The sequence below is a fragment of the Candidatus Neomarinimicrobiota bacterium genome (genome assembly GCA_022573815.1).
Taxonomy (GTDB): Bacteria; Fidelibacterota; SORT01; order SORT01; family SORT01; genus JACZTG01.
Window position 1 is genome coordinate 52,382 of the sequence record JACZTG010000010.1, and the last position, 24,784, is coordinate 77,165.

The 24,784-nt window shown below is 41.6% G+C and carries 23 protein-coding genes and 1 tRNA gene; 19 read left to right on the forward strand and 5 right to left on the reverse strand.

The features are described 5' to 3' along the window. Positions 1-29: 29 nt before the first annotated feature. A complete protein-coding gene (locus tag IIB39_05890; protein ID MCH8928232.1) occupies positions 30-794 on the forward strand; it encodes a hypothetical protein in 765 nt (254 codons plus the stop codon). 115 nt (positions 795-909) lie between these two features. Further along, complete coding sequence (gene rfaD, locus IIB39_05895) at positions 910-1,884, forward strand: ADP-glyceromanno-heptose 6-epimerase (protein MCH8928233.1); 975 nt, start codon at positions 910-912, stop codon at positions 1,882-1,884. Positions 1,885-1,887: 3 nt separating this feature from the next. On the opposite strand, the gene IIB39_05900 is transcribed toward rfaD, so the two are convergent. Continuing rightward, positions 1,888-2,358, reverse strand: a complete 471-nt coding sequence (locus IIB39_05900) for a cytochrome c-type biogenesis protein CcmH (GenBank protein ID MCH8928234.1) — start codon at positions 2,356-2,358, stop codon at positions 1,888-1,890. A 163-nt stretch (positions 2,359-2,521) separates the two neighbouring features. Between IIB39_05900 and IIB39_05905 the strand changes: the two genes are divergently transcribed. From IIB39_05905 to IIB39_05920, 4 genes are all read left to right on the forward strand, one after another. Then, positions 2,522-2,607: transfer RNA gene (locus IIB39_05905), tRNA-Ser, on the forward strand. A gap of 94 nt (positions 2,608-2,701) precedes the next feature. Further along, on the forward strand, positions 2,702-3,196 hold the full coding sequence (locus IIB39_05910) for a GNAT family N-acetyltransferase (GenBank protein MCH8928235.1): 495 nt from the start codon (positions 2,702-2,704) through the stop codon (positions 3,194-3,196). 26 nt (positions 3,197-3,222) lie between these two features. Further along, positions 3,223-3,534 (forward strand): DUF1330 domain-containing protein, encoded by a 312-nt coding sequence (locus tag IIB39_05915; protein ID MCH8928236.1) that lies wholly within the window; start codon positions 3,223-3,225, stop codon positions 3,532-3,534. Between the two features lie 50 nt (positions 3,535-3,584). Continuing rightward, positions 3,585-5,288: a Sapep family Mn(2+)-dependent dipeptidase gene (locus IIB39_05920; protein MCH8928237.1), complete on the forward strand. Its 1,704-nt coding sequence runs from the start codon at positions 3,585-3,587 to the stop codon at positions 5,286-5,288. A 9-nt stretch (positions 5,289-5,297) separates the two neighbouring features. Here the strand turns inward: IIB39_05920 and IIB39_05925 are convergent, their stop codons facing one another. From IIB39_05925 to pyrR, 3 genes are read right to left on the reverse strand one after another with little or no spacing between them, the layout of a single operon-like run. After that, complete coding sequence (locus IIB39_05925) at positions 5,298-6,593, reverse strand: dihydroorotase (GenBank protein ID MCH8928238.1); 1,296 nt, start codon at positions 6,591-6,593, stop codon at positions 5,298-5,300. After that, the gene (locus IIB39_05930; GenBank protein ID MCH8928239.1) at positions 6,593-7,537 is read right to left on the reverse strand and encodes an aspartate carbamoyltransferase catalytic subunit; all 945 of its coding nucleotides are present in this window, start codon (positions 7,535-7,537) and stop codon (positions 6,593-6,595) included. The genes IIB39_05925 and IIB39_05930 overlap by 1 nt, the downstream gene beginning before the upstream one ends. Further along, a complete protein-coding gene (gene pyrR, locus IIB39_05935) occupies positions 7,537-8,085 on the reverse strand; it encodes a bifunctional pyr operon transcriptional regulator/uracil phosphoribosyltransferase PyrR (GenBank protein ID MCH8928240.1) in 549 nt (182 codons plus the stop codon). Before pyrR ends, IIB39_05930 begins: the two co-directional genes overlap by 1 nt. A 216-nt stretch (positions 8,086-8,301) precedes the next feature. On the opposite strand from pyrR, the gene IIB39_05940 reads away from it, so the two are divergent. The 11 genes from IIB39_05940 (at position 8,302) to IIB39_05990 (ending at position 21,474) form a co-directional block, all read left to right on the forward strand. Continuing rightward, positions 8,302-9,468 (forward strand): hypothetical protein, encoded by a 1,167-nt coding sequence (locus tag IIB39_05940; GenBank protein ID MCH8928241.1) that lies wholly within the window; start codon positions 8,302-8,304, stop codon positions 9,466-9,468. 75 nt (positions 9,469-9,543) lie between these two features. Then, positions 9,544-10,281, forward strand: a complete 738-nt coding sequence (locus tag IIB39_05945) for a ubiquinone/menaquinone biosynthesis methyltransferase (protein MCH8928242.1) — start codon at positions 9,544-9,546, stop codon at positions 10,279-10,281. A 157-nt stretch (positions 10,282-10,438) separates the two neighbouring features. Further along, complete coding sequence (gene rnr, locus IIB39_05950) at positions 10,439-12,553, forward strand: ribonuclease R (GenBank protein ID MCH8928243.1); 2,115 nt, start codon at positions 10,439-10,441, stop codon at positions 12,551-12,553. Between the two features lie 830 nt (positions 12,554-13,383). Then, positions 13,384-14,508, forward strand: coding sequence for a DUF4837 family protein (locus IIB39_05955; protein ID MCH8928244.1), 1,125 nt, complete (start codon positions 13,384-13,386; stop codon positions 14,506-14,508). Between the two features lie 49 nt (positions 14,509-14,557). Further along, the gene (gene purE / locus IIB39_05960; protein MCH8928245.1) at positions 14,558-15,028 is read left to right on the forward strand and encodes a 5-(carboxyamino)imidazole ribonucleotide mutase; all 471 of its coding nucleotides are present in this window, start codon (positions 14,558-14,560) and stop codon (positions 15,026-15,028) included. 3 nt (positions 15,029-15,031) lie between these two features. Further along, a complete protein-coding gene (locus IIB39_05965) occupies positions 15,032-15,955 on the forward strand; it encodes a hypothetical protein (GenBank protein ID MCH8928246.1) in 924 nt (307 codons plus the stop codon). Then, positions 15,948-16,862: a dTDP-4-dehydrorhamnose reductase gene (gene rfbD / locus IIB39_05970; protein MCH8928247.1), complete on the forward strand. Its 915-nt coding sequence runs from the start codon at positions 15,948-15,950 to the stop codon at positions 16,860-16,862. The genes IIB39_05965 and rfbD overlap by 8 nt, the downstream gene beginning before the upstream one ends. Further along, positions 16,859-17,575, forward strand: a complete 717-nt coding sequence (locus tag IIB39_05975) for a polyprenol monophosphomannose synthase (GenBank protein MCH8928248.1) — start codon at positions 16,859-16,861, stop codon at positions 17,573-17,575. Before rfbD ends, IIB39_05975 begins: the two co-directional genes overlap by 4 nt. A gap of 146 nt (positions 17,576-17,721) precedes the next feature. Beyond that, positions 17,722-19,647 carry a glycosyltransferase gene (locus IIB39_05980; GenBank protein MCH8928249.1) on the forward strand — a complete coding sequence of 642 codons (1,926 nt, stop codon included), beginning with the start codon at positions 17,722-17,724 and terminating at the stop codon, positions 19,645-19,647. Between the two features lie 8 nt (positions 19,648-19,655). Continuing rightward, the gene (locus tag IIB39_05985; protein MCH8928250.1) at positions 19,656-20,615 is read left to right on the forward strand and encodes an acetyl-CoA carboxylase carboxyltransferase subunit alpha; all 960 of its coding nucleotides are present in this window, start codon (positions 19,656-19,658) and stop codon (positions 20,613-20,615) included. A gap of 52 nt (positions 20,616-20,667) precedes the next feature. Further along, positions 20,668-21,474 (forward strand): class I SAM-dependent methyltransferase, encoded by an 807-nt coding sequence (locus IIB39_05990; protein MCH8928251.1) that lies wholly within the window; start codon positions 20,668-20,670, stop codon positions 21,472-21,474. Between the two features lie 6 nt (positions 21,475-21,480). Here IIB39_05990 and IIB39_05995 read toward each other — a convergent pair whose 3' ends face one another. Beyond that, a complete protein-coding gene (locus IIB39_05995; GenBank protein ID MCH8928252.1) occupies positions 21,481-23,331 on the reverse strand; it encodes a peptidyl-prolyl cis-trans isomerase in 1,851 nt (616 codons plus the stop codon). Between the two features lie 519 nt (positions 23,332-23,850). On the opposite strand from IIB39_05995, the gene IIB39_06000 reads away from it, so the two are divergent. Both IIB39_06000 and IIB39_06005 read left to right on the forward strand, forming a co-directional pair. Beyond that, complete coding sequence (locus IIB39_06000; GenBank protein ID MCH8928253.1) at positions 23,851-24,333, forward strand: prepilin-type N-terminal cleavage/methylation domain-containing protein; 483 nt, start codon at positions 23,851-23,853, stop codon at positions 24,331-24,333. A gap of 54 nt (positions 24,334-24,387) precedes the next feature. Continuing rightward, positions 24,388-24,777 carry a prepilin-type N-terminal cleavage/methylation domain-containing protein gene (locus IIB39_06005; protein ID MCH8928254.1) on the forward strand — a complete coding sequence of 130 codons (390 nt, stop codon included), beginning with the start codon at positions 24,388-24,390 and terminating at the stop codon, positions 24,775-24,777. The last annotated feature ends 7 nt before the right edge of the window (positions 24,778-24,784 follow it).

A 24,784-nucleotide genomic window follows, 5' to 3' on the forward strand; every position in this document is an offset into this window, starting at 1 on the left:
CTATTATAATATTTATCTCACTGTTTATTATGACATCGCTAACGTGTGAAGAGCCGGAGCCCGATAATTTACTGCAGCTCATCGGCTCATTTCAAGATGATAACCGCATTGAGATAAGCCAGAAAGCGGGAGAAACAAATATTCAGGCATATAGCGGCGACTTGATAATTGTAACAGTAAATTATGATTATCCTGCCTCTTGCTATACTCCCACATTCATAGAGATCGACAGCACCCTCTTTGTCAATGAAGAATTTATTGAAGATAACTGCGAAGGAAGTTCAGAATTCTTTTTCAATGTTCCAACTCCATTCGAAATAATATTTAATGGTATTTCAAGTGATCTTTATATTACATGGGGCAGGGGCTATTACGAGTTCACATCTCTCTCGGGTGATTTCACTGTTGATTCTCTCGCCGGGCTGTTTGATGTCAGCTCCACATCGGGAAATATTCAGTTGAATGAGGTCGTAATCGAGAATCAGAGTACTTTTAGTTCTCTGACCGGTAATGTGGAAGTTTCATTGGCGAAAAGTCCCGGAGGCAATATAAATATGTCTGGTCGGTCAGGTGACCTTATACTTAATTATAACGATAATATTATTGAGGGCTATTTTGAATTTACAGCCAGAAAAGACATAGGAATAATCTCATCTCCATATCCATTTGATTCGGAAGAGGAATTTACAGCTGATGGCATTGTTTACATGAAAAAATCTTTTAACATTGCAGGGGAAACGCCTCGAATTATTCTCGCGACCGACTCAGGATCTGTGCAGCTAAAATTAAATTAAATGACAGATTCTGATATTAGATATTTATGTCCTCCTGCGCTCCACCAAAAGTAGGCATTTCTATTCAGTCACTATTTTAGTATCTTTTCCGAAATGAAAAACACGGTTAAATAATATGATAATTGTTACAGGCGGCGCAGGACTTATCGGAAGCGCCGTAGTATGGTCTCTGAATAATCGGGGCGAAAAGAAAATACTCATCGTTGACCACAATCCTAAAGGAACTAAGGACGATAATTATAAGCGGCTAAATTATTCCGGTTATACGGATAAGTCAAATTTTATAGTAGAGTTGGAAAGAGGTAAATTCGGTGACCATATCGAAGCGATAATACATCTTGGGGCTTGCTCGGACACAACAGAGACTGACAAAGATTATCTGTACGAAAATAATTTCCGTTATACACAGAAATTAGCGACGTACGCCATTGAGAACAATATTCGTTTTATCTACGCCTCAAGCGCAGCCACTTACGGCAACGGAAATAGAGGGTATTTGGATGACGAACATCTGATTCCAACATTGGAACCGTTGAATGAATACGCCCGCTCAAAGCAAATGTTCGATCTGTGGGCTTGGGAGAATGGGTTTCTCGACAAAATTGTCGGATTAAAATATTTCAATGTCTTTGGTCCGAATGAAGATCATAAGGGCGATATGCAAAGTATGGTGCGAAAATCGTTCCGTCAGATCTGGGCAAACGGCGAAGTGAACCTCTTTAAATCTTACAATGGCGATTATGAAGACGGAGAGCAAAAACGTGATTTTCTTTACGTGAAAGACGCCGCTGATATGACGCTCTTTTTTCTCGATAATCCGGCTCTGAACGGAATTTATAATCTCGGCTCAGGGAAGGCGGAAACGTGGAACAGCCTTATAGGCGCTGTTTTCGGCGCCGTGGATATGGTTCCTACAATAAATTATATAGATATGCCTGATAATATACGCGAACAGTATCAGTACTTTACTAAAGCGGAGATGGAGAAGTTATTTAACGCGGGGTATGAAAAGGGAACGACTCCGCTAACTGAAGCAGTTGAAGATTACATTCTCAATTACCTCATTTCCGGTAATCATCTCCAACTATAAAAGTTAATAATCTTTCAGTTCCTGATCTAACCGGTCATCATAATCAGAACCGGGCTTAGCGGATGATTTGAATTCTATGAGTACGGGTTTCTTTTTCGTTCCTCTTAAAACAATGACTGTAGTCGCAAGGAGTATGGCTACAATAGGGAGGATGTACGCCGCCAAACCGAATCCTTCAGCACGGGGAGCCGATAATATCCGCTCGCCGTATTTCGCTACATATTCATCAAGTATTTCTTCTTCAGATTTTCCTTCCGAAAGAAGTTCCCTTATACGAAGTTTTACTTCTGTTGAAGCGCCTGAATCGTGGTAAGCAACAGGTTGACGATAACAGCAGGGCGCTACTAACATTTTTTCGAGATTCTTGGCTGATTCCTCGTGTTCGTGCGCTTCTCCGGCTAAAGCGTTAGAGCTGAAAGCGAAAAACGAAAGAACGGCAGCCGCTAAAAATGTTTTGTATAAGTTAATATTCATTTGATTCCCCTATTTCTCCAGCGCGTAGATACAATTAGCAAAATAATAAACCAAATTGAGCAATTAAGAAGTATTCTCCCTTACAATACAGCGAATTAATACTCACGGAATAAATCAGATTGCCTTTTCATCGGAACAGGGGTAATTTACGCCCTGATATTTGGGAGAGGTGGCAGAGAGGCTGAATGCGCACGCTTGGAAAGCGTGTTTACTTAATAGGTAACGTGGGTTCGAATCCCACCCTCTCCGCAACTATAAATTCTAAATAATTTCCGTTGGACAGTTCCAAAGAATAGTTAAATTGTCATCATTCGGAATTACTACTTACTAATTAGGAAAAAGAATGACTCAGATTGATGGATTTGAAATTAGAGAGGCTGTTGTAGATGATCTGCCGCTGATTTTGCGTTTTATTAAGGATTTAGCAGAATATGAGCGAATGAAAGACGATGTAATTACAACCGAAGAGATCTTGAAACACAGTATCTTCGGAGAAGGCTCTAACACCTCAGTATTGTTGGCTTTCTACAATGACGAACCTGTCGGATTCGCAATTTATTTTTATAATTTTTCATCTTTTTTAGGTAAAAAGGGAATTTATTTGGAAGATTTATTTGTGCAGCCGGATGCAAGGGGAAAGGGATTCGGCAAAGCGCTGTTAATTCGATTGGCAGAGATAGCCCGGGATGAGGATTGTGGCCGGCTTGAGTGGGCTGTTCTTGATTGGAATGAACCGGCAATCGATTTTTATAAGAATCTCGGCGCTGTTCAGATGGACGAGTGGACGGTATTCAGATTAAACAGAGAAGCAATTGAAATATTGGCAGGAGCTAATTAAAACAGATTAAAATAGGATAAACAAAAATGGATGAAGATAAGAAATGTATTGTGATTATAGAAGCTACCTTCAATGAGGGAGGGATGGATACTCCGGAATATGAAGAATATGCTAAAAGATCAAATGCCAATGGAGAAGCTCATGGCGGAGTGGTTCTTTCAAAGTATATGATAGATCAAAATTTGGGAAATGGAGATTCACCCCATGTTGTTTTAATATTAGAATATCCTTCCCGTGAAAAGGCAGTTCAGGCTTTTACGAGTGAAGAATATAACAGTATAAAACCGTTGAGAGATGTGGCGTTAAAAGAAGTGAATATTTTAATAACGAAGAGTTAAATAGATTGTTAGTCCTTTCTAATTAATGTGATATATATCAAGGAGTTAAGATGAAATCTGTGATATTACATATTCCAATTTTGGCGGTTTCGATCATATTATTAAGCTGTTCACAGGTAAAAACCGTGCAGCAAATTTTTATGGAAAGTGATGACGCTGTTAGTGTAGAGAAAAACCCTGACGGGAGAACGGCATTCAAGGCGTATCTTAACTCGTTGATATTTTCCGCTAATTCCGGCGGTGACAAGGACTTTCTGAAAGATGTAACTGCAATTCGGGATGAAGGATATGTAGCTGAAGAAAGACTCGGCACTGCATCGCTTATTTTACGGAATTATGTCGTAAAGCGGTACGGCGAGTCAATCGTCAAAGACCTTCAGACAATGATAGCATTTCGCACATATGCGGAAGATGGAAGAGATAACTGGGATGCGCCGGAATTTTTACGTCAGAGAGAATGGTTGGAATCAAAAACTGTGGAATTAGGATTTGATTTTAAAAGTTATGACGGGAGGATGGATGAAATAAGTGTGCCGGGTCCCGGACCTATTTTAGCGCTTCTTACCCACGGTGATGTGGTAAACGTAGTGGAGGAAAGTTGGACTTTTCATCCTTGGGAATCTGAGCTAATCGACGGTAAAATATACGGCAGAGGCTCGGGAGATGATAAAGGCGGAGTAATCGTTTCGCTATATGTCCTGAAAGCCCTCAAGGATACCGGTTGGGAGTTTAATCATACTCTGAAACTGCTGATAGCGAACGGTGAAGAGTCCAGCTGGGATGAGATTGCGTATTATAAAGAACGAGCGCCGCTCCCTGATATTACAATAGGAATAGATGCATCGTATCCTGTAACAAATTCTCAAAAAGGATTTCGACTTGTTACGGTCAGTTCGGAAGAATTTGGTATGAGCGAAATAATGGGAGAATGGAATATTATTTCAATATCAGGAGGAGTTGCGAACAACATAATACCTGAAAGGGCTGAGGCGATTCTCACCGGTGGAGCAGACGCTTTCGCTGTTCTGGGTGAATTAGCGTTAAAGTGGGAAGAAGAACACGCTCCCGCAAAATTTATTCTCAGCGCCGATGGAGAGCAAATAAAGATAGAAGCTATTGGGAAAACAGGACATTCTGCACTACCGGAAAAAGGCCATAACGCTTTGGGAGACCTAACCGCGTTTCTTGCTTCATTGGATCTAACACCTGACCGGTGGGGTTCTCTTGCTTATTTTATGGGCGATTTCCTTGGAGAAGATATTTATGGAACTTCACTCGGTATTGCTTTTGACGATTCAGCAATGGGACACCTCACTGTCAATTTAGCCACGGTGAAAGTTACGAAGAATTCTCCTACGGCAACCATTAGCCTTAGAATTCCCACGGGAATAACTCGTTCCTTTATTGATGAAAATCTTAAGATGGCGGTTGAGGATGTTAACAGAGTGTACGGCTCGAATTTAATGCTCGTTATCACAGATTACGGACCGGCGCATATTGTACCAAAAGACACAAAATTAGTAAGAACCCTTTTGGAAGTCTGGGAGGAAGTAACGGGAACTCCCGGATATACGGTTTCCATCAGTGGCGGAACTCAAGCAAGGATGTTTCCCGACGGAGTTGATTTTGGACTGTCGAAGAGTCTGGAGCATACACTGGCGCATGGGCATGATGAGTATATCAGCGTCAAAGACCTGATGGAGGCTGCCGAACTCACTGTCAGCGCCGTTTTAAGGCTTACTATAACCGAATAAATATCTATATTAAGTGGGTGGATTCAGATAAATCTTCTCACCGTTCACAACGCCGAGCACTTTTCCCTTTAGCTTTTCGCCTTCATAAGGAGTGTTGTTCGACCTTGAGAGAAATTTGGTTGAATCTACCGTCCACTCAGTTTCAGTATCGAAAAATGTCATATTCGCTTTTGCTCCGACCTTAATCTCGGCTGTAGGTAAGCCATAGATTTTCCTTGGAGCGGTCGAAAATTTGTCAACCAATTGCTCTAAATTCAGCACACCTTTTTCCAACAGCTGTTTGACGCAAACCGCAAATGAAGTTTCGAGTCCAACAAGACCAAACGGCGCATCTAAAAGGTCTCCTTCGTTCTCCTCTGGAGAATGAGGCGCGTGGTCGGAGGCGATACAATCTATTGTGCCGTCGGCGAGTCCTTCGCAAAGAGCCTCAATTTCTTTCTCGGTGCGGATAGGCGGATTGACCTTATATGCCGCATCGAATTTTTCAAAGTTGGAATCTGTTAAGCTGATATGATGCGGCGTTACCTCGCAGGTAACCGGAAGCCCTTTTGATTTTGCCTGTCGTATCAGCTCAACTGTCTCCACAGAAGAGATATGCGGAACGTGCAAAACTCCGCCAGTAAGTTCCAGCAGTCTGATATCTCTCGCAACCATAATATCTTCTGCATGAGGAGGAATCCCCGGTATTCCGAGCCGTGCCGAAACAGCGCCTTCGTTCATTACTCCGCCCTTCGCAAGAGCTTTAACTTCCGAATGATTTACGATGGGAACACCAAACATTTGAGAATATTCAAGAGCGATGCGCATCAGAGCGTCATCCTCTACCGGGTCGCCGTCATCGGAAAAACCGACCGCTCCTGCCCCAACCATAGAACCCATCTCCGCTAACTCCTCACCCCGGCGACCTTTGGAAACGGTTCCGATGGGGAAGAGTTCAACCAAATGACCTGATGCACTCTTCAATACAGATCTGATCATATCTTCCGAATCAAGGGGAGGGTCGGTATTCGGCATACAGCAGATAGCCGTAAAACCGCCCGCCATTGCTGCGTTTGAACCCGATAAAATCGTTTCTTCATCTTCTCTGCCCGGTTCACGAAGGTGAACGTGAACATCCGCCCATCCCGGAGAGACATAAGCGCCATTCAGGTCAACTTTGAATACATCGGAGGGAGGTTTGGATATAGAGCCGATCTCTTTAATGATGCCGTTTTCAATTAGAATAGAGACTTTCGATGTGGATTTGCCCACAATGACAGCGTTTTCGATGAGCAGTAGTTTATTTTCCGAAAATTTTTCGGACATCAGTTAACATTTCCTTTAATTTTATCAGCCTCGGAAAGTAAGACAAGGACTGCCATTCTAACTGCGACGCCGTTGAATACCTGATTTAGTATGACAGAGTGCTCGCTGTCCGCAACATCGCTATCCAGCTCAACGCCACGATTAATCGGTCCGGGATGCATGATAGTAAACGTTTTTCCTGTGGAGTTCAGCCTGTCGGTTGTAATCCCGAAAAACTTTCGATACTCTCTCACGGAAGGGAATAACCCTACTGTTTGCCTCTCCAATTGTATTCGAAGGATATTGAGTATATCTGCAAACTCGAGAGCTTCGTTTATGTCGGTGGAAATATGAACACCAAGAGCTTCCGCCTCATAAGGGAGGAGTGTTTTAGGGCCGCAAATCATTACTTCCGCGCCCATTGTCTTTAACCCGTGAATATTCGATCGCGCCACGCGACTATGTTTAATGTCGCCGATGATAGCAATTTTCTGTCCTTTGAGGCTCTTGACCCGTTCGAGGAGCGTCATCATATCGAGAAGCGCCTGTGTGGGATGCTCATGCCCGCCGTCGCCGGCGTTTATAATGTTGGAATCGACATATTTGGTCATAAGTTTGGCAGCACCCGGCGCCGAGTGCCTGATAACTACCATATTAATTTTCATCGCCTCTATATTTTCAATCGTATCGCGGAGTGTCTCCCCCTTGGAAGTGCTGCTCCCGGATTTGCTGAAGTTAATGCTGTCAGCCGAGAGCCGTTTTTCGGCGAGTTCAAATGACATTCGAGTCCGGGTGGATGGTTCGTAAAAGAAGTTCAGTATGGTCTTTCCCTGAAGCGTAGGGACTTTAGGAACCGGCCGGTCCAAAACTTCACGGAATGTAAGCGCCGTATCGAGTATAAGTTGAATATCCTTTTTAGGAACTCCGTCGAGTCCCAGGAGATGCCTGCTTGATAACCGGCTCATCAGTTCTCCACATCAACGAGCAGAATGGAATCTTCGTCGTCGATTTCGGTCATTTTGACGCGTATTTCCTCTCCGATGGAAGTTGGAATATTCTTGCCCGTAAAATCAGGAGCCACAGGCATTTCGCGATGACCTCTGTCAACAAGAACCGCAAGCTGGATGCTTGCCGGTCTTCCATAATCCATGAGCGCATCGAGAGCGGCCCGGATAGTGCGTCCTGTGTAAAGCACATCGTCCACAAGGATTACATTTTTGCTATCAATATCGAACGGGATTTCCGATACTCTGACTTCAGGATGCTTCATAGATTCGCGCCAATCGTCACGATAAAGAGAGACGTCTAAAATCCCTACTTCCATCTTATTGTTTTCAATCTCTTCGATTTTTTTGGCGATACGCCGCGCCAGAAATTCACCACGCGTCCGTAAACCTATAATCGCTAAGTCCTTTGTTCCTTTATTCTTTTCGATTATCTCGTGCGCCAAGCGTGTTATGGTTCGGGATAATCCGTCGGAATCCATTATTGTCGCTTTTACCTTAACGTTCATATTTTACCTTTGAGTTCAAAAAAAATCCGCCCTTGAGCGGATGTATATAATATTTTTTTCATTTTTCATTCCCTTACCATCTCGCCGGATAAGTTTAAAGGGTCGGGTAATAATACTGTTTTGGAATATGATTGTCAAGCAGGAAAATGTTTTCAGCTACTCCGCTTGACACTGATTTTCAGGTGTATTAGACTATAGTGAACAAAAGGCGTATATATGAGACTGAACGAGAGACAGATTTCGGCGGTGCAGGTTCCATCTTTTCCCGTAGCGGTGGAGCGAGTCGCCGATTCATCCCTAATAGGGAAACCCGTCATAGTGGCGCCGATAAATTCCGCCCGGAGCCTTGTTACGGCTGCGTCTGACGAAGTGCGGGAGGATGGCGTTTTTCCGGGAATGCCTCTTCAGCAGGCGATTCGTCTGTCACCGACGGCGGTTATTCTTCCCCCGAACAGGCGATTGTATCGTATGGCGTCAGCGGCTCTTCGCAAGATTTATTCCAATTTCACGCCGTTAGTGGAGCCGCACCATTGGGGCAATTCATACCTTGACCTGTCGGGAACTGCCAGGCTATTCGGTCCTCCTTTGGATATCACAATGAAGATACAAAAGGAAATTCGGGAGCGTCTGAATCTGCAAAGCGCTATGGGCGTGGCGAGTAACAAACTAACCAGCAGAATCGCTTCGTTCGTAACCAAGCCTCTGACGATACGCGAGGTGGAAAAAGGCAAAGAAGCGTCATTTATAAGTCCTTACCACATTCACAAACTTCCGCTGGTGGACAAGCTCGTCTTCCAGGCGTTGCAGGAGGTTAATCTCCTGAAGATAGGACAGGTGGCAGCCGTCTCCGAGGCACATCTCATTATGCTGATCGGGAAGGACGGCAGTCCTGTGCATCGTCAGTCGAAGGGGATAGATGATTCTCCTGTGCAGATTCCGAAAGTTCAGCCGTCTCTGCGGGAAGAGTTTACCTTTGCTGAGGACACAAACGACTGGGGTTTATTGCTTGCTTCAGTGGGCAAAATGACCGCTCGCATCGGATACGAATTGCGAAAGCGGAATCTTCTTATGGGTGAGATCCGGCTTCTTGTTGTTTATTCCGATGAAATGGAGGAGCGGGGGAGGGCGCGACTTCGTCATCCGCTCTTTCTTGATGATGATGTTTATTCGGCGAGCCGCAATCTTTTCGAGCAGACGGTGAAAAGGAGAATACGAATTCGTATGCTGGAAATAGAGGCTTTCAGGTTGTCGCGTTCTACGGGACAAACAGAAATCTTCAGCGAAAGCGCCGGCAAAGAAAAACAGGTTCTCCTGAACGCCGCCATTGATTCCATCCGTGCCCGCTTCGGCGAGGATGCTGTCGTAAAAGCGGAATGGAAATGACGATTGGAAACTCGTGAAGATTTTGATTGGAATGTGTGCTATATTTTCTTGAATTTGAAAAATAGAAGGTAATAAATGTCAGTGATTCCATACGCAGATAAAGAGAAAGCTCCGCTTGAGAAAAAGGAAGCCGTTCAGCGAATGTTCGACAATATCGCAGGCCGATACGACCTGATGAATGATATTATGACAGCAGGTTTCCACCGGAGATGGAAAACGCTTGCGGCGCGCGAAGTTTGCCGGGAAGGAGCAAACCGTGTGTTGGATATCGCATGTGGGACAGGAGACATTGGATTTTTGGTAGAAAAATATGGCGTAAAAGAGATATATTCCGCTGATTTGTCAATCGAGATGCTGAAAGAAGCAAAAAAGAAAGCAGAGAAAAGAAACCGGTCGGAGCGGTTTTCATTCGGCAGAATGGATGCACTGAAATTGCCGTTCCGTGATGAGACATTTGATTCGGTGATAACGGGATTTTCTTTGAGAAATGTAGATGGCATCGCTGAAATGTTCGGCGAAGTCCATAGAGTTTTAAGGAATGGAGGAAAGTTTGCCTCTCTCGAAATAACACCTATGAAATCTTCATTGTTCAGCAAGATGTTCGCTGTTTATTTTAAAAAAATAGTTCCATTTGTGGGAGGATTAATAACGGGAGATAAAAAGGCATATGATTATCTCCCCGAGTCGGTAGCAAATGTGCCGGATGCAGACAGAGTAGCGGTGATGATGGAAGAAGCCGGATTTACATCTGTTACCGTGAAACGAATGGGGATGGGAACAGTGGCTCTTGTCTCAGGCAAAAAAGGCATTTAGTGACAACACATTTTTTAACAGCCGATTGGTAAAAAATAGTATATTAGTAAGTCAGAATCGCTCTTAAACCCTCTAAACATTGAATTTATCGGAATTGCACTTCCCATCTGCTTGCGGTATATTTATTAGTTATACTAAAATAAGGATTAATATATAGTTGGCTCAATTAGCAGATAGAATAGTCGCTTTCGTTGAAAAGAAGGCAGGAAAAAGATTTAAACAGAAGGATATCGCCCGTGCTATGGGAGTAAATTCCAATGAATATGTGCGATTTAAAAGGCTCCTTAATTCTCTGGAAAGAACAGGTAAGATTCATAAACATCCGAAATCTCGTTATTCCTCAATACTAAATACCCGAACATTAGAAGGTATTCTTTCCGTTACGATGAAAGGGTTCGGATTTGTAGTTACCGGAGAGGAATTGGATGTATACGTCTCCGCAGATGATATGGGCGGCGCGCTCGGAGGTGATGTAGTGAGCGTTGAGATTACTTCCCGCAGGCAGTTCGGCCCAAATCCTGAGGGGAAAGTCACCAAAATTATTGAGAGAAAAAGAACCCAAATTGTCGGTACACTGAAAGAACAAAATGGTCGTTTCGTTCTTGTACCCGATGAAAGAGCATTAAAGACAAACCTTCCCGTGAGTCAAGGCAAAGAGAAAAACGGTAAACCGGGACAAAAAGCTGTTGCCCGTCTCATATCTGATACCGAATCCGAAGTCAATGTTGTTGAAATAATTAAAATTATCGGCTTTCCCGACGAACCGGGCACGGATTTCGAATCCATTTGCGCTACATATAATTTAAGTAAAACTTTTCCGAAAAAAGTTATGTCCGAGTCGGATTCTCTAAGTGATGGAATAACAATGGATGAGATAAAAAACCGCCTTGACCTGAGAGATTTAGATTGTTTTACCATTGATCCGATTGAAGCGAAGGATTTCGACGACGCAATGTCGATTGAACTGTTGGATAACGGTAATTTTAAAATTGGTATTCATATTGCGGATGTGAGTCATTACGTCAAGGAAGGCACAGCGCTCGACAATGAAGCATTTAATAGAGCTACAAGCGTTTACCTTATTGATCATGTGATACCAATGCTTCCCGAGCGAATTTCAAATGACTTGTGCAGTCTTCGACCTAATGAGGAAAGATACGCATTTTCAGTATTATTAGAGATAACGAGTAAGGGGGAAGTAAAGAATTATAATATCACTCCATCGATTATAAAATCGAAACATCGTTTTGCGTATCATGAAGTTCAGGAGATTCTTGACGAAGGCAAGGGAAAATATTTTGAAGAACTCAATAGGATGAATAAGATCGCAAAAACTTTGGGGAAAGTGAGAGCTTCAAACGGGAGTATAGATTTCGATCTCTCGGAATCAAAATTCAGGCTGGACGAGAACGGTATGCCTTTTGATGTGTACCGCGCAGAGCGATTAGAAAGTCACCGACTTGTGGAAGAGTTTATGCTTCTCGCAAACAGAACAGTATCACGCCATATTGCCGGCGAGCGAGCAGCTGAAAAACTACCCTTTCTCTATCGAATCCATGATAAACCCAAAGAGGAACAGGTAAAAAATCTATTCGAAATGCTCAAATTTGTTGGCGTTAAGGTGAAAATATCTTCTCCAATAAAATCGGAAGATTTCAGAGATATAATGGAGATTATCGAAAAATTACCCGAAAAAGACCTTTTGGAAAAAGTTGCACTCCGTTCAATGGCGAAAGCGATTTATTCCGATAAGAATGTGGGACACTTCGCCCTTGCGTTCAAGTATTACAGTCATTTTACCTCGCCGATTAGAAGGTATCCCGATTTGATCGCACACAGACTTCTAAAGAAATATGCGAAGAAATCCAGAGGAAACAATTTACGTTCCGACGGAGTCAGACTTAAAAAGATAGCGATTCAGAGTTCTGAGCGTGAAGGGATAGCCGTCAGCGCGGAACGAGATTATGCGCGAATTAAGGAAGTGAAATTTCTTTCCGGAAAGATAGGTGAAGAATTTGACGGCATAATAAGCGGCGTCATCGGCGCAGGGCTGTTTATTGAGATTATTGAATTTCCTGTTGAGGGTTTCATTCCCATAAAGCTTATCACCGATGACTATTATGAATATGAAAAAGACAGACACAGGCTCATAGGACGGAATAACAAGCAAAAATATATACTTGGAGATAAAATTCGAATACGCGTTAAAAGTGTGAAAATCGCTGAGAGGGAAGTTGAATTTGCACCATTGAATATGAGACGGAAAAGATAATAAGCGATGCTGGTAGAGACTAAATGTGCTTTGTGCGGGTCGGAAAGTTCCGATCATTACCTCACATCAAGCGACCGACTTTCTGAATCGGGTTCCAACAAATACGATATAGTTAAATGTGTGGACTGCGGTTTTTTGTATACCAATCCGCGACCTGTTGATCAGGAAAAACATAGCGCTCCGTTTATGGTAGGCGGCGATGCTTTTAACATATTGGCCGAGCCGAAATCAATATCTGATTGGATTTTTAAAATATTTCATCCTGCATCTGTCAGGTGGAAAAGGCGAGCGATTGACAAGCTGCCTACAATCGGGAGGTTATTGGATTTTGGCTGCCGTACCGGAGATTTTATGTTCGAGATGAAAACGGCAAAATGGGAAGTACAGGGAATTGAGGTTGATAAACTTGGAATGGATTACGCTATTTCACATTACGGTCTTGACGTTGTGAATACGTTAGATGAATTGGTAGAAAAAAACACGGAAAAGTTCGATGTGATAACGATGTGGCACACACTTGATAAAGTTTCCGACCTGTCAGCAACCTTAGAGTCGTTAAAATTACTTATGGAAGATGACGGCTATCTGCTTATCGCTCTTCCGAATATCAAAAGTTATGACGCAAAACAATATAAAAGTGATTGGATAGGACTTGATCTACCGAGACACCTGTATCATTTTGACAGAGAGCATCTTACTAAATTAGCGGAAAATCATGGATTTTCTGTTTCCAATTACAGAAATATTCCCTGGGATACACTTCATAACGTTTTTATGTCAGCATTAAAGAGAGCCGATAAACATCGGTGGAATGCAAGGTGGAGTATCAATTGGCTGCTGCTGATTTGGACGTTAAAGATTTCATGGCTGATGGGCGGAAAATGGACATCATTCGGCAGAAGATGCACCGGCTCAGGCGTGCTGTATTATTTAAGGCGTGGAGAATCGGTGTGAATCGGATAACTATTTTACTTTTCATTTTTACTCTGATTTCAGGCTGTTCAGAAAGGAAAAAAATGTCCTTAGGCGGTGAAAATGTGATTGCGGTTATAGCGGATTCCTCAGATTGGGTGAAATATCGACCCTTACTGGAAAAAGTTTTTGAAAGAAAGATATATACGCCTCAAACGGAAAAGCTGCTAACTCTATTTTGGTCTCCTCCGTCGATGTTAAATAATCGATTACGGCAGAAAAATCTTCTCATTTTAGGCACTTTATCCAAAGAAGGAAAAACAACTAAAATTATAAAAGACATGTTGGGAAGCAATGTGATAGCAAAGATCAGGAAGGGTGAGATTTATGTGGTCATAACGGATAATCAATTTGCCCGCGATCAGAAATTGATGATTTTATCGGCATGGAAAGAAGAAGATTTGCGAATAAAAATTGAAGAAAACTCATATTTCTTATTCAGCAAATTTAACGATGCTGCGAATGAGAGAGCAAGAACCAGAGTTCTCGGTAAACGAACCCTCAGCAGGCTTTCAGAGAGTATAATGGACGACCATGGCTATACTTTTAAAATTCCCCTTGATTACAAGGTTGTGCTTGATGATAAGGAAAATCATATATTGTGGTTAGCGAGTCACGGAGTTAGAAGATGGTTTTTGGTTCAGTGGGAGGAGGTGGACGATATACCCGTAATTGACGTAGATTGGATACTGAATAATAGAGACAAGCTCGGCGTCTCATTATTTGACAGCGTTAGAGTAAATCGTGATTACGTTTTTTCCGAAAGAATAAAGATTGGCGATTGGGTGGTTTTAAAAGTCAGGGGTTTATATGAAAAGATAGATGAACATCTTGGCGGACCCTATGTATCATTCGCTTTTTACGATGAAAAAACCGGAAGAAGGTATTTTATTGACGGAGCTGTGTTTTCTCCCGGAGATGAAAAGCTAAAATATCTCAGAACACTTGAACTGATGGCTAAAAGTTTTCGTACAAAAGATTGAAATATTGTAAATTCAGAATCATAAATTATTAGCAATAAGGAACGAAAATATGAACGATAAATTACATTTAGTAGCAATTCTTTCCGGAAGCGTGTCAGACGCAGAAAATGTGAAAGCCACCGAAGAATATTTGGATTATTTTGGCGTTAGCTACGAATCTAAAGTTCTGTCTGCTCATCGAAATCCGACTGATGTGGCAGAATATGTGTCGAAAGCTCGCTCAAAGGGATTCAAGTGTATAATCGCACAGGCGGGGATGGCAGCGCATCTTGCAGGTGTAGTAGCCGCGCATACAACTTTGCCCGTTATCGGAGTGCCGCTGTCAAGTTCACATTTAAACGGAATAGATGCATTGTATTCCACTGTTCAGATGCCGGCGGGAATTCCCGTGGCAACTATGGCGATTGGAAAAGCGGGAGCAAAAAATGCGGCGATATTCGCAGTTGAAATATTGGCGGTTGACGATGAAAATTTACAAGACAAACTTAAAGAATTCAGGGCAAAAGGCGCAAAACTTTAAACGATGAAAATCGGGCTTATAGGAAATATTGTGCTTGATGAAATCAGGACTATTGATGGCACAGTCACAAAAAGTTGGGGCGGCGCATTCTATAGCATCGCTACATTCCATAAATTACTTAAAGAGGGTGAAACGTTATTGCCCGCTACTCCAGTCGGTTATGATATTTGGGATAATGTAATTTTAGATTTAAGTATGATGGACAGGATTGACACATCAGCGCTCCATCGTTCGGAGTTTCCTAACAATAAAGTGAATTTGAGATATAAAAATGAAAATGAACGGGTGGAAATTGCTCAAGATATTCTGCCGCCAATGGAGTTCGAAGACCTCCAACCGATAATGAATACAGATGCTATCCTCATAAATTTTATTTCCGGGTTTGAAATGGGCTTGCAGGTGCTGCGCCGGTTAAGAGAAAATTACGACGGACTGATGTTTTTGGATATTCACAGTCTTTTGTTAGGGATTGATAAAAAAGGTATCCGGTTTCCTCAAGCGCTTCCGAAGTGGCGGGATTGGGCAGAAAATTTTGATTGTGTCCAAATGAACTCGGTAGAAGCGGAAAATTTAGTGAATGGCGAATCTACTTATTTTGCGATTCAGGAACTCGCCGAAGATATGGTGAGAAACGGGATAAAAGTGGTAAATATCACGCTCGGCTCCGAAGGCTCTCTTGTTGTTTGCAGAGAGGGTAAAAACATTAAATCCAGCTATATCCCAGCTGCGATAACAGGTGATTTGGTTGATCCAACCGGTTGCGGCGATGCGTATGGGGCAGCTTTTGCATTAGAATATTTAAGGGGATCAGGCATTATCAAATCAGCTGAGACAGCAAATATTGTGGCAGGAGCGGTTAGCAGAATGAGCGGTGTGGAAGGTATACTCTCTGCGGATTTGAATCGTATTACGGGAACTGATGGATAGCAAATATCAGGATAAAATGAGAGTTTTAGTTTTTGGAGCTAACGGTCTTCTCGGTCAGAAGCTGTTGGCTGAAATGAATAGTTCTTACCAGATAATTGCCGTCGGAAAAGGAAAAAAGACCTATAAGAATTCGAAAAATATTGATTATCATCAAGGAGATATTACGGATTCCGGAAGGGTAAATGAAATTATCAGATCAACCAATCCGGGAGTGATAGTTAACGCAGCTGCATATACAAATGTAGATGGCTGTGAGGCGAACAAAGAAAATTGCTGGAAGACAAACGTTGAGGGAGTTGAAAATATCGTTAAGGTTGCAAGACATGTGAACGCAAAATTAATCCATATTTCAACAGATTACGTTTTTGATGGTGAAGACGGGCCGTATCCTGAAGAGGCTTTGCCTTCGCCCGCCTGCTATTATGGACGGTCAAAACTTGCATCGGAAAATGTTATCAACGGCTCAAGCATCAAATATGCGATTATCAGAACGAACGTACTATATGGAAATGCCGTACCCGCCAGGGCAAGTTTCGTTAGTTGGGTTCAAAAGGAATTATCACAGGGGAATAAAATCAGAGTTGTAAACGACCAGTTCAGTAACCCCACTTTAGCTAATGATCTCGCGGCTTGCATATTGCGAATTATCCAATTGGAGGCTGAGGGATTGTTTAATTACGCAGGCGCAGATTATCTGAACCGATTTGAATTCGCGCAGATAATCGCCGATAAGTTTGATTATCCTCAGGAGTTAATATTTCCCATAAAAACCGAAGACCTTGGTCAGATTGCCAACAGACCCAAAAAAGCCGGATTGCGAACCGAAAAGGCAAGAGACACACTCGGGCTGAAAATACTCGGGATTGCACATGGAATGGATATAATGATTTCGGAGATGAATGGATGAATGTATTAGTAATTATACCCACATATAATGAATCGGATAATATCTTGAAAACAATAGAGCTGGTTTTCGAATTTGCTCCGGATGTCGATGTGTTGGTTGTAGATGACAATTCGCCTGATAAAACGGGTAATTTGGTTAAAAAACTTATGAAAACCGAAAAACGGGTGACTCTGATGGCGCGTGAGAAAAAGGAAGGTTTGGGTACGGCTTATGTGGCCGGATTTAAATACGCTCTTGAGAGAGATTATGATAGGATTATCGAAATGGATGCGGATCTTTCACACGATCCGGCTGAAATACCTAACTTTATCGAAGCGAGTAAAGATGCTGATGTGGTTGTAGGTTCGCGATATCTCAACGGAGTAAATGTCGTTCATTGGCCAATCAGAAGACTATTATTAAGCTATAGCGCCAACATTTATAGCCGAGTTATCACGGGAATTCCGCTGAACGATACTACGAGCGGGTTTAAATGCTTTCGCAGGGAAGTACTTGAGGCAGTTGATCTTGATGCGGTGCATTCGGGCGGATATTCCTTTCAATTGGAGATGAATTTCAGGGCATGGTGTAAAGGTTTCAAAGTGGTTGAAATTCCTATAATTTTTGTTGATAGAACTCTCGGTCGTTCAAAGATGAACTTCTCAATTATGGTAGAAGCCGCTAAAGTCGTCTGGCAACTCAAATACCAGCATCTCACAGGAAAGCTGGGGTAATCGCTATCAAACTTTCGATAGTTATAGTAAGTTATAACGTAAAAACGTTTCTAAAGCAGACCCTTGAGTCGGCATATAAAGCGTCTTCCGGAATTGAATGCGAGATTTTCGTTGTTGATAATAGATCACTTGACGGAAGCGCCGAGATGGTTGAGTCTAAATTTCCTGAAGTGAAATTGATTCGTAATGATGAAAATCTCGGTTTTGCGAAAGCTAATAATCTCGCGATTGACAAATCTGACGGAGATTTTATTCTTCTTCTCAATCCGGATACGGTTGTTCAGGAAGATACCTTCAGCGTATTGATGGATTTTTTTAAGACGCATCCTGAAGCCGGAGCAGCGGGATGTAAGGTCCTAAACGCAGACGGAACTCTCCAACCTGCTTGCAGGCGAAGCTCGCCGACTCCAATGGTGGTATTGCCGAAGATTTTGGGTCTCAATCACCTTTTCCCCAATAGTAAAATATTCGGAAAATACAACTTAACCTACCTTGATGAAGACGAGCTGTCGGAAGTAGATGCGGTTTCCGGTTCGTTCGTCATGGTCAGGAAGGAAGTAATAGAGAAAGTGGGAACCCTGGATGAGGATTTTTTTATGTACGGGGAAGACCTGGACTGGTTTTACAGAATGCGAAAAGCGGGATATAAGATATTTTACGTTCCGCAGACTAAAATAATTCACTATAAAGGCGAAAGTACGAAAGCTGTGCGATATGACGTCATAGGAATGTTTTATAAGGCGCAAATACAATTTGTCAAAAAACATTTCAGCAAATCCAAATCGTTTTTATCGGTTATGTTTCTCTATATTGGAATAATATTGAGAGCTTCTCTTTCTTATGCTGCAAAAATTGGCGGATTAATTGCTCCCGCCGCTCTCGATATATTATTAATGCAGGTTTCGATTAGTCTATCGTTAATTATAAAATTCGGTTCCCTATCTGAATGGAGTTCTTATCTGTCGATTACGATGATTTACACTTCTATCTGGTTGATAACGCTATACGTGCTTAAAATGTATGATAGAAGGCGATATTCGGCTACATTTGCGGCGTGGGGAGTAATTCTCGGTTTTTTTGTCAACACCACATTTACGTTTTTCTTTAAGCAATTTGCCTATTCGCGAGAAGTATTGATCTGGTTGCTTCTGTTCAACATTATCCTGCTGCCTTCATGGCGTATAATTATAAGACTTGCTCAAAAAACGAAATGGATTCCATATATCGGTACATTAGGCAAGACTTTGGCCACGCGAAGAACTGCTATCATCGGCTCAGGAATTGAAATACGCAAGATAGCTGATAAAATAAATGAGCAAGTAGATCAGGGATACAATATAGTCGGATTTATCGGAAATGAATCTCCATCGGATTTCCCCGAAGAATATGTTTATTTGGGTAACATTTCCGAAATTGACGAAATTATCAAGATACGAAAAATTACAAATCTGATTTTTTCTACGGAATTCAGCAGTTACGAGGAGATATTAAGTATAATTGATAATATGAAACATTTGAATCTCAATTTTAAGATTGTAGCCAAAGATATGGATTTTATTATCGGTAAATCGAGTGTGGAGCCGATAGATGATATATCATTACTCGATATGAATTATAATATAGATAAGCTGACGAATAAAGTACTTAAACGTTCTTTTGATATAATTCTCTCCTTTCCGCTTCTGATACTGTTATTCCCATTTGCTATGATTTATACATTAGCGACAGGATTATCATTCAAGAAAATGAAATTTAATACTTATGACGGGCATAAAAAGGGTGTGATATTTCTCTCTGATGGGGTTATTAAAAAGAGAAATCGATTGGCTGGTTATCCTTTACTTTATCACGTCTTCTTAGGTAATTTAAGTTTTGTGGGTTCCGAAATACTGTTTGAATCGTCTTCAGAAGAGATGATACGATTCAAACCCGGATTGACAAGTTTAACAGAAATTATGAGGCGGCAAGAGTCAAACAGTGAAGAATACGCACGATATGAACACTATTATCTTCGTAATCAGTCTATCCGTCTCGATATAGAAATTCTCATCAAAGATTTATTTCACTTATAGGAGCGGATTTGCCAAAATTTTTATACGATTTTGAGAAACCCATTGTTGAAATGGACGATGAGATTGCGGAGCTCGAATCGAGAACTATGGTATCCGGTTCAGAGGTCGGCGATGAAGTGAAAAAAATGCGGGCAAAAAGAACTCGCTTAATTAAAGAAACATATGCCAAATTAACACGCTGGCAAAAAGTTCTTCTGGCAAGACATCCCGACAGACCGTACACCCTCGATTATATTGATATGATCTGTGATAGCTTCACCGAACTGCACGGCGACAGACTCTTTGGGGATGATGCCGCGATGGTAACCGGACTTGCGGAAATTGGCGGTCATAACATTTTATTGGTAGGCCATCAAAAAGGAAAAGGCACGCGGGAAAATATAAAAAGAAATTTTGGAATGGCTCATCCTGAGGGATATAGAAAAGCGTTACGGATAATGAAACTTGCTGAGAAATTTAATAGACCAATAGTTTCGCTTATAGATACTCCGGGTGCGTTTCCCGGCTTGGGCGCTGAAGAGAGAGGACAGGCTGAAGCAATAGCGAGGAATCTTTTGGAAATGAGCAAGCTGACTGTCCCGGTTCTGATAATCATAATAGGTGAGGGCGCAAGCGGAGGCGCATTAGGAATTGGAATTGGTGACCGGGTCCTGATGATGGAACATACCTGGTACAGCGTTATATCGCCCGAAGGATGCGCGTCAATCCTCTTTAGGGACTCGTCAAAAGCGCCTGAAGCCGCAGAAGCGCTTAAACTTACGCCAAATGATTTACTCAAGCTAGGTATCATAGATGGAATAATTGAAGAACCTGACGGAGGAGCGCATCGGAGTCCGGAAGCCGCCGCAAAGAGTTTAAAAAAGGCTATCTTAACAAACGTCAGAGAATTAGGTAATCTTCCGGTCGATATTCTGCTTGAAAACAGAATAGCAAAGTATTCGAATATAGGCGTTTGGATAGATAAATAACTTAAGTCCGTTAATCTCAACGATTATATATTCTTAGTAAAGACCTATCATAATGATTTCAGACGACTTTTATGTCAAATATGGAGATTATTCAGAGGATATTTTCTCCGATCTCTACGATTATCTTCCTTTGTATGCTGAAAGAGGAGATGTCGAATTTTATCTGAATTGCGCCAACAAATACGGCGGTGATCTGCTTGAATTAGGCTGTGGAACAGGAAGAGTCGCTATTCCATTAGCGTATTTGGATCTGAATATTATAGGCTTGGATTACTCAATGCCGATGCTGAAGAAGCTCAAAAGAAAATTACAAGGGGAACCCGATTCCATTTCGGAAAGAATTATGCTTATAAGAGGGGATATGACCGATTTTCGTTTAAATAGAAAGTTTGACCTTATAATAATGCCGTTTCGACCTTTCCAGCATCTGATTTCCACGGATGATCAGGTGAATTGTCTGAATCGTGTTCGGGAGCATCTTTCGCCCAACGGAGTGTTCATTTTTGATATGTTTAATCCAACGCCCGCAGTTCTGTTCACATCTACTTTCGGGCCGATAACTGATGTTCCGCGATTTGAGATGGCAGACGGTAGAAAATTAACCCGTATATCACGAATAAAAAAAGCTCATTGGAAAGAAAAATGGAACGAGTATGAATTTATATATATTATTGAGGAAAGCGATGGAAAAAGGGAGGAGATAATTCAACAGACCTCAATGAGATATTTTTCACCGGAAGAGATGGAACTGATTGTGGATATGAGCGGACTTAAGATAAAGGAATTTTACGGAGATTTTGATTCTTCTCCTTTCGAAGAAGAATCACCCGAAGAAATTTATATTTTAGAGGCTAAATGAATTGAATTAGAGATGGTTATGAAATTCCCTTTCATACCCTATATTTCGTAAATCTTCCACCTTGGAGTTAACTTTTAAGTCGTCCATCCATTTATTGAAAATATTGCTGTTCTGCTCATTCATTAATTCACGGCGTATCTCGGCTTGAGCAGTTTCAAACGCTTTTTGATCGAACGATTCTTTATCGATTAATTCCGCGATAACTGCGCTGGCATTCACAAGCACCGGCTCGGCGATCTCACCGGGATCTAATTGTGAAAGAACTCCCGATAATATTCCGCTTTTTCCAATTCCGGGAATATGAGAGGCAAGCGTGAATGCGGGAGTTGATTTTATTTTGATTTCTTCATCGGCGCCGGCAATATTTTCAAGGGTCAGCTCTGATTTTTTAGCATTTTCGTACAGCTCTTGCGCATATAATAATGCCCGGTTACTTTGATGTCGTGATTCTATAACAGCTTTTATTCCCTGTTCCACTTCTGATAACGGCTGGATATTTTCTTCGAAGATTTCCTCTAATTGAAATACGTAATATCCGTTTTCATTTTCGTATATCTCACTAATATCACCTTCTTTAGCCCGAAACGAGAAGAGAACGGCATCGTTAAGAGATCCGATATTCTCAATCTTTAGATCGAATTCATTCAAAAGCTCAGTTTGTTGGATTGTAACATTATTGCTCTCGGAAGCGGCTTCAAATCCTAAATCGCGAGCATCAAATGCGAATAGATTGGCGTTGGATCTGCTGTTAGCTAAACTGTTCGGTCCCGCATTAATTTCAAGAAGGATGTGGCTCGCCTTTATTTCAACGCTTCCGTCAGATTTAGTACGCTTCTCGGTAATCTGAATGACATGAACGCCGAATTTAGTATGGACAGGAGCAATAACGTCGCCTACATTACCTGAAAATGCCGCATCCTCAAATTCTTTGACCATTACACCTTTACCGAAAAACCCTAAATCACCACCCGCGGATGCAGACGGGCCGTCAGAATATGCTCTTGCCAGCTCGTCAAATTTTGCTCCGGCTTCGGTTCTGTTTTTAAGCTCAATAGCTTCTTGAACTACCGCAGAAGTGTCCTCTGCGGTAGGCTGCTTACTGAATGACGCATACTTCATTATCCGTCCTGCTCTGGTACGATAATCATCTTTGTGAGCATTATACCATTCCGCAATCTCCTCATCCGAGGCGCGGGTTGACGGGTCGTTCATAAATTTAGTGTTGTTTATGGTCAGGTAGCGAATATGATAACGCAATCTATTCATTTTATAGTGCTCTTGAACGTCCTCATCGCTTACCCGGATTGTAGAAGCAAGAAGATATAACATCTTCTGGCGCGGCAATGCGTTTCGTACATCGTTCTCATAAACACGCCAATTATTGTTAGGGTCATTAAGGAACTGACGATATTTAGCTATATCAAATTTTCCGTCAGTCTGAAAAACCGTGTCGCGGCGAAAATAGTCGGGCGGATTTTCTCTCATCTGCCAGATCACTTCACCGTTAGTTGCAGGTATTTCACGCCTTTCAATTTCCTGGCGCATAATGGTTTCCGTTACGAGCTCGGTCCACACTTCGTTTCCTAACTGCACACGCATATCTTCTGTAATTTCACCGATACCTTGATCTCTAAGTTGATCATATCGAAAATTAAGTATATTATAGTAGTCTTCAGTCTTAACCTGATCGCCGTTTACAATTGCAACAGCATCAAAATAATCCGCTTTGCCTGTTATTACGTCAAGAATGTCCGCTCCGCCCACAAAACCGCCTACCGCAAGGCTGCCGATAAAAGTAACAAGTAAAAACCACAGAATAAAATGAGTTTTGTTTCGTAAAGTACCCATTAAAGCCATTATATCTTTAAACCTCCAAAATTTTTATCGCCGTTGTACATCTACTGAATATATTAGGTTCTGCGAGTCTATGCAAGTGGAAATTGTAATAATAAAATACGTGGTTGAATGGTCTTTGGGTGATTAAATTTTTGAATGAAAATAAAATAGTTTGTGGGGCGAGGAAACGAAAGACAACGAGGCAGTCTCATATCTCTCGCCATCTCAATTACGAGATTGCTTTGCTTCGCTCGCAAAGGCGACATATTTTATTTTAATTCAAGTTAGAGAAACATCAGATATATCAGAACAGAATAAATATAGTTGGGAAAAATAGTGTAAAATAATTATACACACACCCTATGTAATAATCTTGGTCGTATGTCTAATATATATACACTAAATATGTGACAACAATCATCTAATTTAAAAAAATATAATCAGTGTTAAGCAAGTATTATCAACTACTTACTGTATGACGCAATCAGACTGAATATAAGAGTGGCACGCCAATTGTACAATATTGTACTGAATATGAAAATGATGAAATTATATAATAGAAATAAACACGGATTTACGCTAATGGAACTTGTTGTCACAACAGCAATTATGGGAACTCTCGCAGCCATTGCTGTTCCCAAGTTTGCCGAGCAGCAAGAGGAAGCGAAAGTGAGAACCACACTGGTAAATATCAGCATTATCGGTCAGACTCTTTCTACAGATTTCCAAAACAGACTGACGAGACAGGGAATGGAGGAAGCGAAATTCTCTACGCCCGCGAATTCTCCCATTATACTTGCGAATGACAGCACTGATGCAATAACGACAAGATTGATAAGACAAATGGAACCGATACCTGTTTCTCCGTATAATGATCAGCCTTATGTATTTACGCTGATAAGAGACGGCTCGGTACGGTACATACGAATACCCGGCGATATAAATATAGATTATACAGGACCAAAATTTACGATTCACGATCAGAACGACCCGATAAATTTAATTATGGAATTTTCACCTTAATCAATTAATAAAATGAAGAAAGACAAAATGAATAAACAATCAGGAGGAAAAACGATGAAGAGAAATGAAAAAGGTTTTACTCTTATCGAATTAGTAACGGTTATCGCAATACTTGGAGTTTTGGCGGCAATGACGGTGCCGAAGTTCTTTGCGCTGCAAGGCAGAGCTAAGATTGAAGTTGAAAATCAGATAATCGGATCTATTCGGGCAGGGCTGGAAACTTACGCCGCTAACCAGATTGTACAAAATGGAAGTAAAGTTTACCCGACATCAGATGTATCGCTTCTTGATTCTGTTTTGAATCCCAAACCAGCAGGTTGGTCTTACGTAACAAACGCTTCTACTGGTAAAATCACGCATACGCGGGGGGGGAGTGACAGCACGATAACCTGGGATTACAAAAGACCTTCAGCGGCAAGTTATACTATTGATAATAGACAGTAGGTATCAA

What these genes read in the sequence shown, in the direction of transcription:
- purE (MCH8928245.1), top strand. Translation starts at nt 14,558, where the DNA reads ATGAACGATAAATTACATTTAGTAGCAATTCTTTCCGGAAGCGTGTCA.
- IIB39_05910 (MCH8928235.1), top strand. Translation starts at nt 2,702, where the DNA reads ATGACTCAGATTGATGGATTTGAAATTAGAGAGGCTGTTGTAGATGAT.
- IIB39_05990 (MCH8928251.1), top strand. Translation starts at nt 20,668, where the DNA reads ATGATTTCAGACGACTTTTATGTCAAATATGGAGATTATTCAGAGGAT.
- IIB39_05975 (MCH8928248.1), top strand. Translation starts at nt 16,859, where the DNA reads ATGAATGTATTAGTAATTATACCCACATATAATGAATCGGATAATATC.
- IIB39_05940 (MCH8928241.1), top strand. Translation starts at nt 8,302, where the DNA reads ATGAGACTGAACGAGAGACAGATTTCGGCGGTGCAGGTTCCATCTTTT.
- pyrR (MCH8928240.1), bottom strand. Translation starts at nt 8,085, where the DNA reads ATGAACGTTAAGGTAAAAGCGACAATAATGGATTCCGACGGATTATCC.
- IIB39_05925 (MCH8928238.1), bottom strand. Translation starts at nt 6,593, where the DNA reads ATGTCCGAAAAATTTTCGGAAAATAAACTACTGCTCATCGAAAACGCT.
- IIB39_06000 (MCH8928253.1), top strand. Translation starts at nt 23,851, where the DNA reads ATGATGAAATTATATAATAGAAATAAACACGGATTTACGCTAATGGAA.
- IIB39_06005 (MCH8928254.1), top strand. Translation starts at nt 24,388, where the DNA reads ATGAAGAGAAATGAAAAAGGTTTTACTCTTATCGAATTAGTAACGGTT.
- IIB39_05890 (MCH8928232.1), top strand. Translation starts at nt 30, where the DNA reads ATGACATCGCTAACGTGTGAAGAGCCGGAGCCCGATAATTTACTGCAG.
- rfaD (MCH8928233.1), top strand. Translation starts at nt 910, where the DNA reads ATGATAATTGTTACAGGCGGCGCAGGACTTATCGGAAGCGCCGTAGTA.
- IIB39_05965 (MCH8928246.1), top strand. Translation starts at nt 15,032, where the DNA reads ATGAAAATCGGGCTTATAGGAAATATTGTGCTTGATGAAATCAGGACT.
- IIB39_05920 (MCH8928237.1), top strand. Translation starts at nt 3,585, where the DNA reads ATGAAATCTGTGATATTACATATTCCAATTTTGGCGGTTTCGATCATA.
- IIB39_05930 (MCH8928239.1), bottom strand. Translation starts at nt 7,537, where the DNA reads ATGAGCCGGTTATCAAGCAGGCATCTCCTGGGACTCGACGGAGTTCCT.
- IIB39_05995 (MCH8928252.1), bottom strand. Translation starts at nt 23,331, where the DNA reads ATGGCTTTAATGGGTACTTTACGAAACAAAACTCATTTTATTCTGTGG.
- IIB39_05915 (MCH8928236.1), top strand. Translation starts at nt 3,223, where the DNA reads ATGGATGAAGATAAGAAATGTATTGTGATTATAGAAGCTACCTTCAAT.
- IIB39_05980 (MCH8928249.1), top strand. Translation starts at nt 17,722, where the DNA reads ATGGTTGAGTCTAAATTTCCTGAAGTGAAATTGATTCGTAATGATGAA.
- rfbD (MCH8928247.1), top strand. Translation starts at nt 15,948, where the DNA reads ATGGATAGCAAATATCAGGATAAAATGAGAGTTTTAGTTTTTGGAGCT.
- IIB39_05900 (MCH8928234.1), bottom strand. Translation starts at nt 2,358, where the DNA reads ATGAATATTAACTTATACAAAACATTTTTAGCGGCTGCCGTTCTTTCG.
- IIB39_05945 (MCH8928242.1), top strand. Translation starts at nt 9,544, where the DNA reads ATGTCAGTGATTCCATACGCAGATAAAGAGAAAGCTCCGCTTGAGAAA.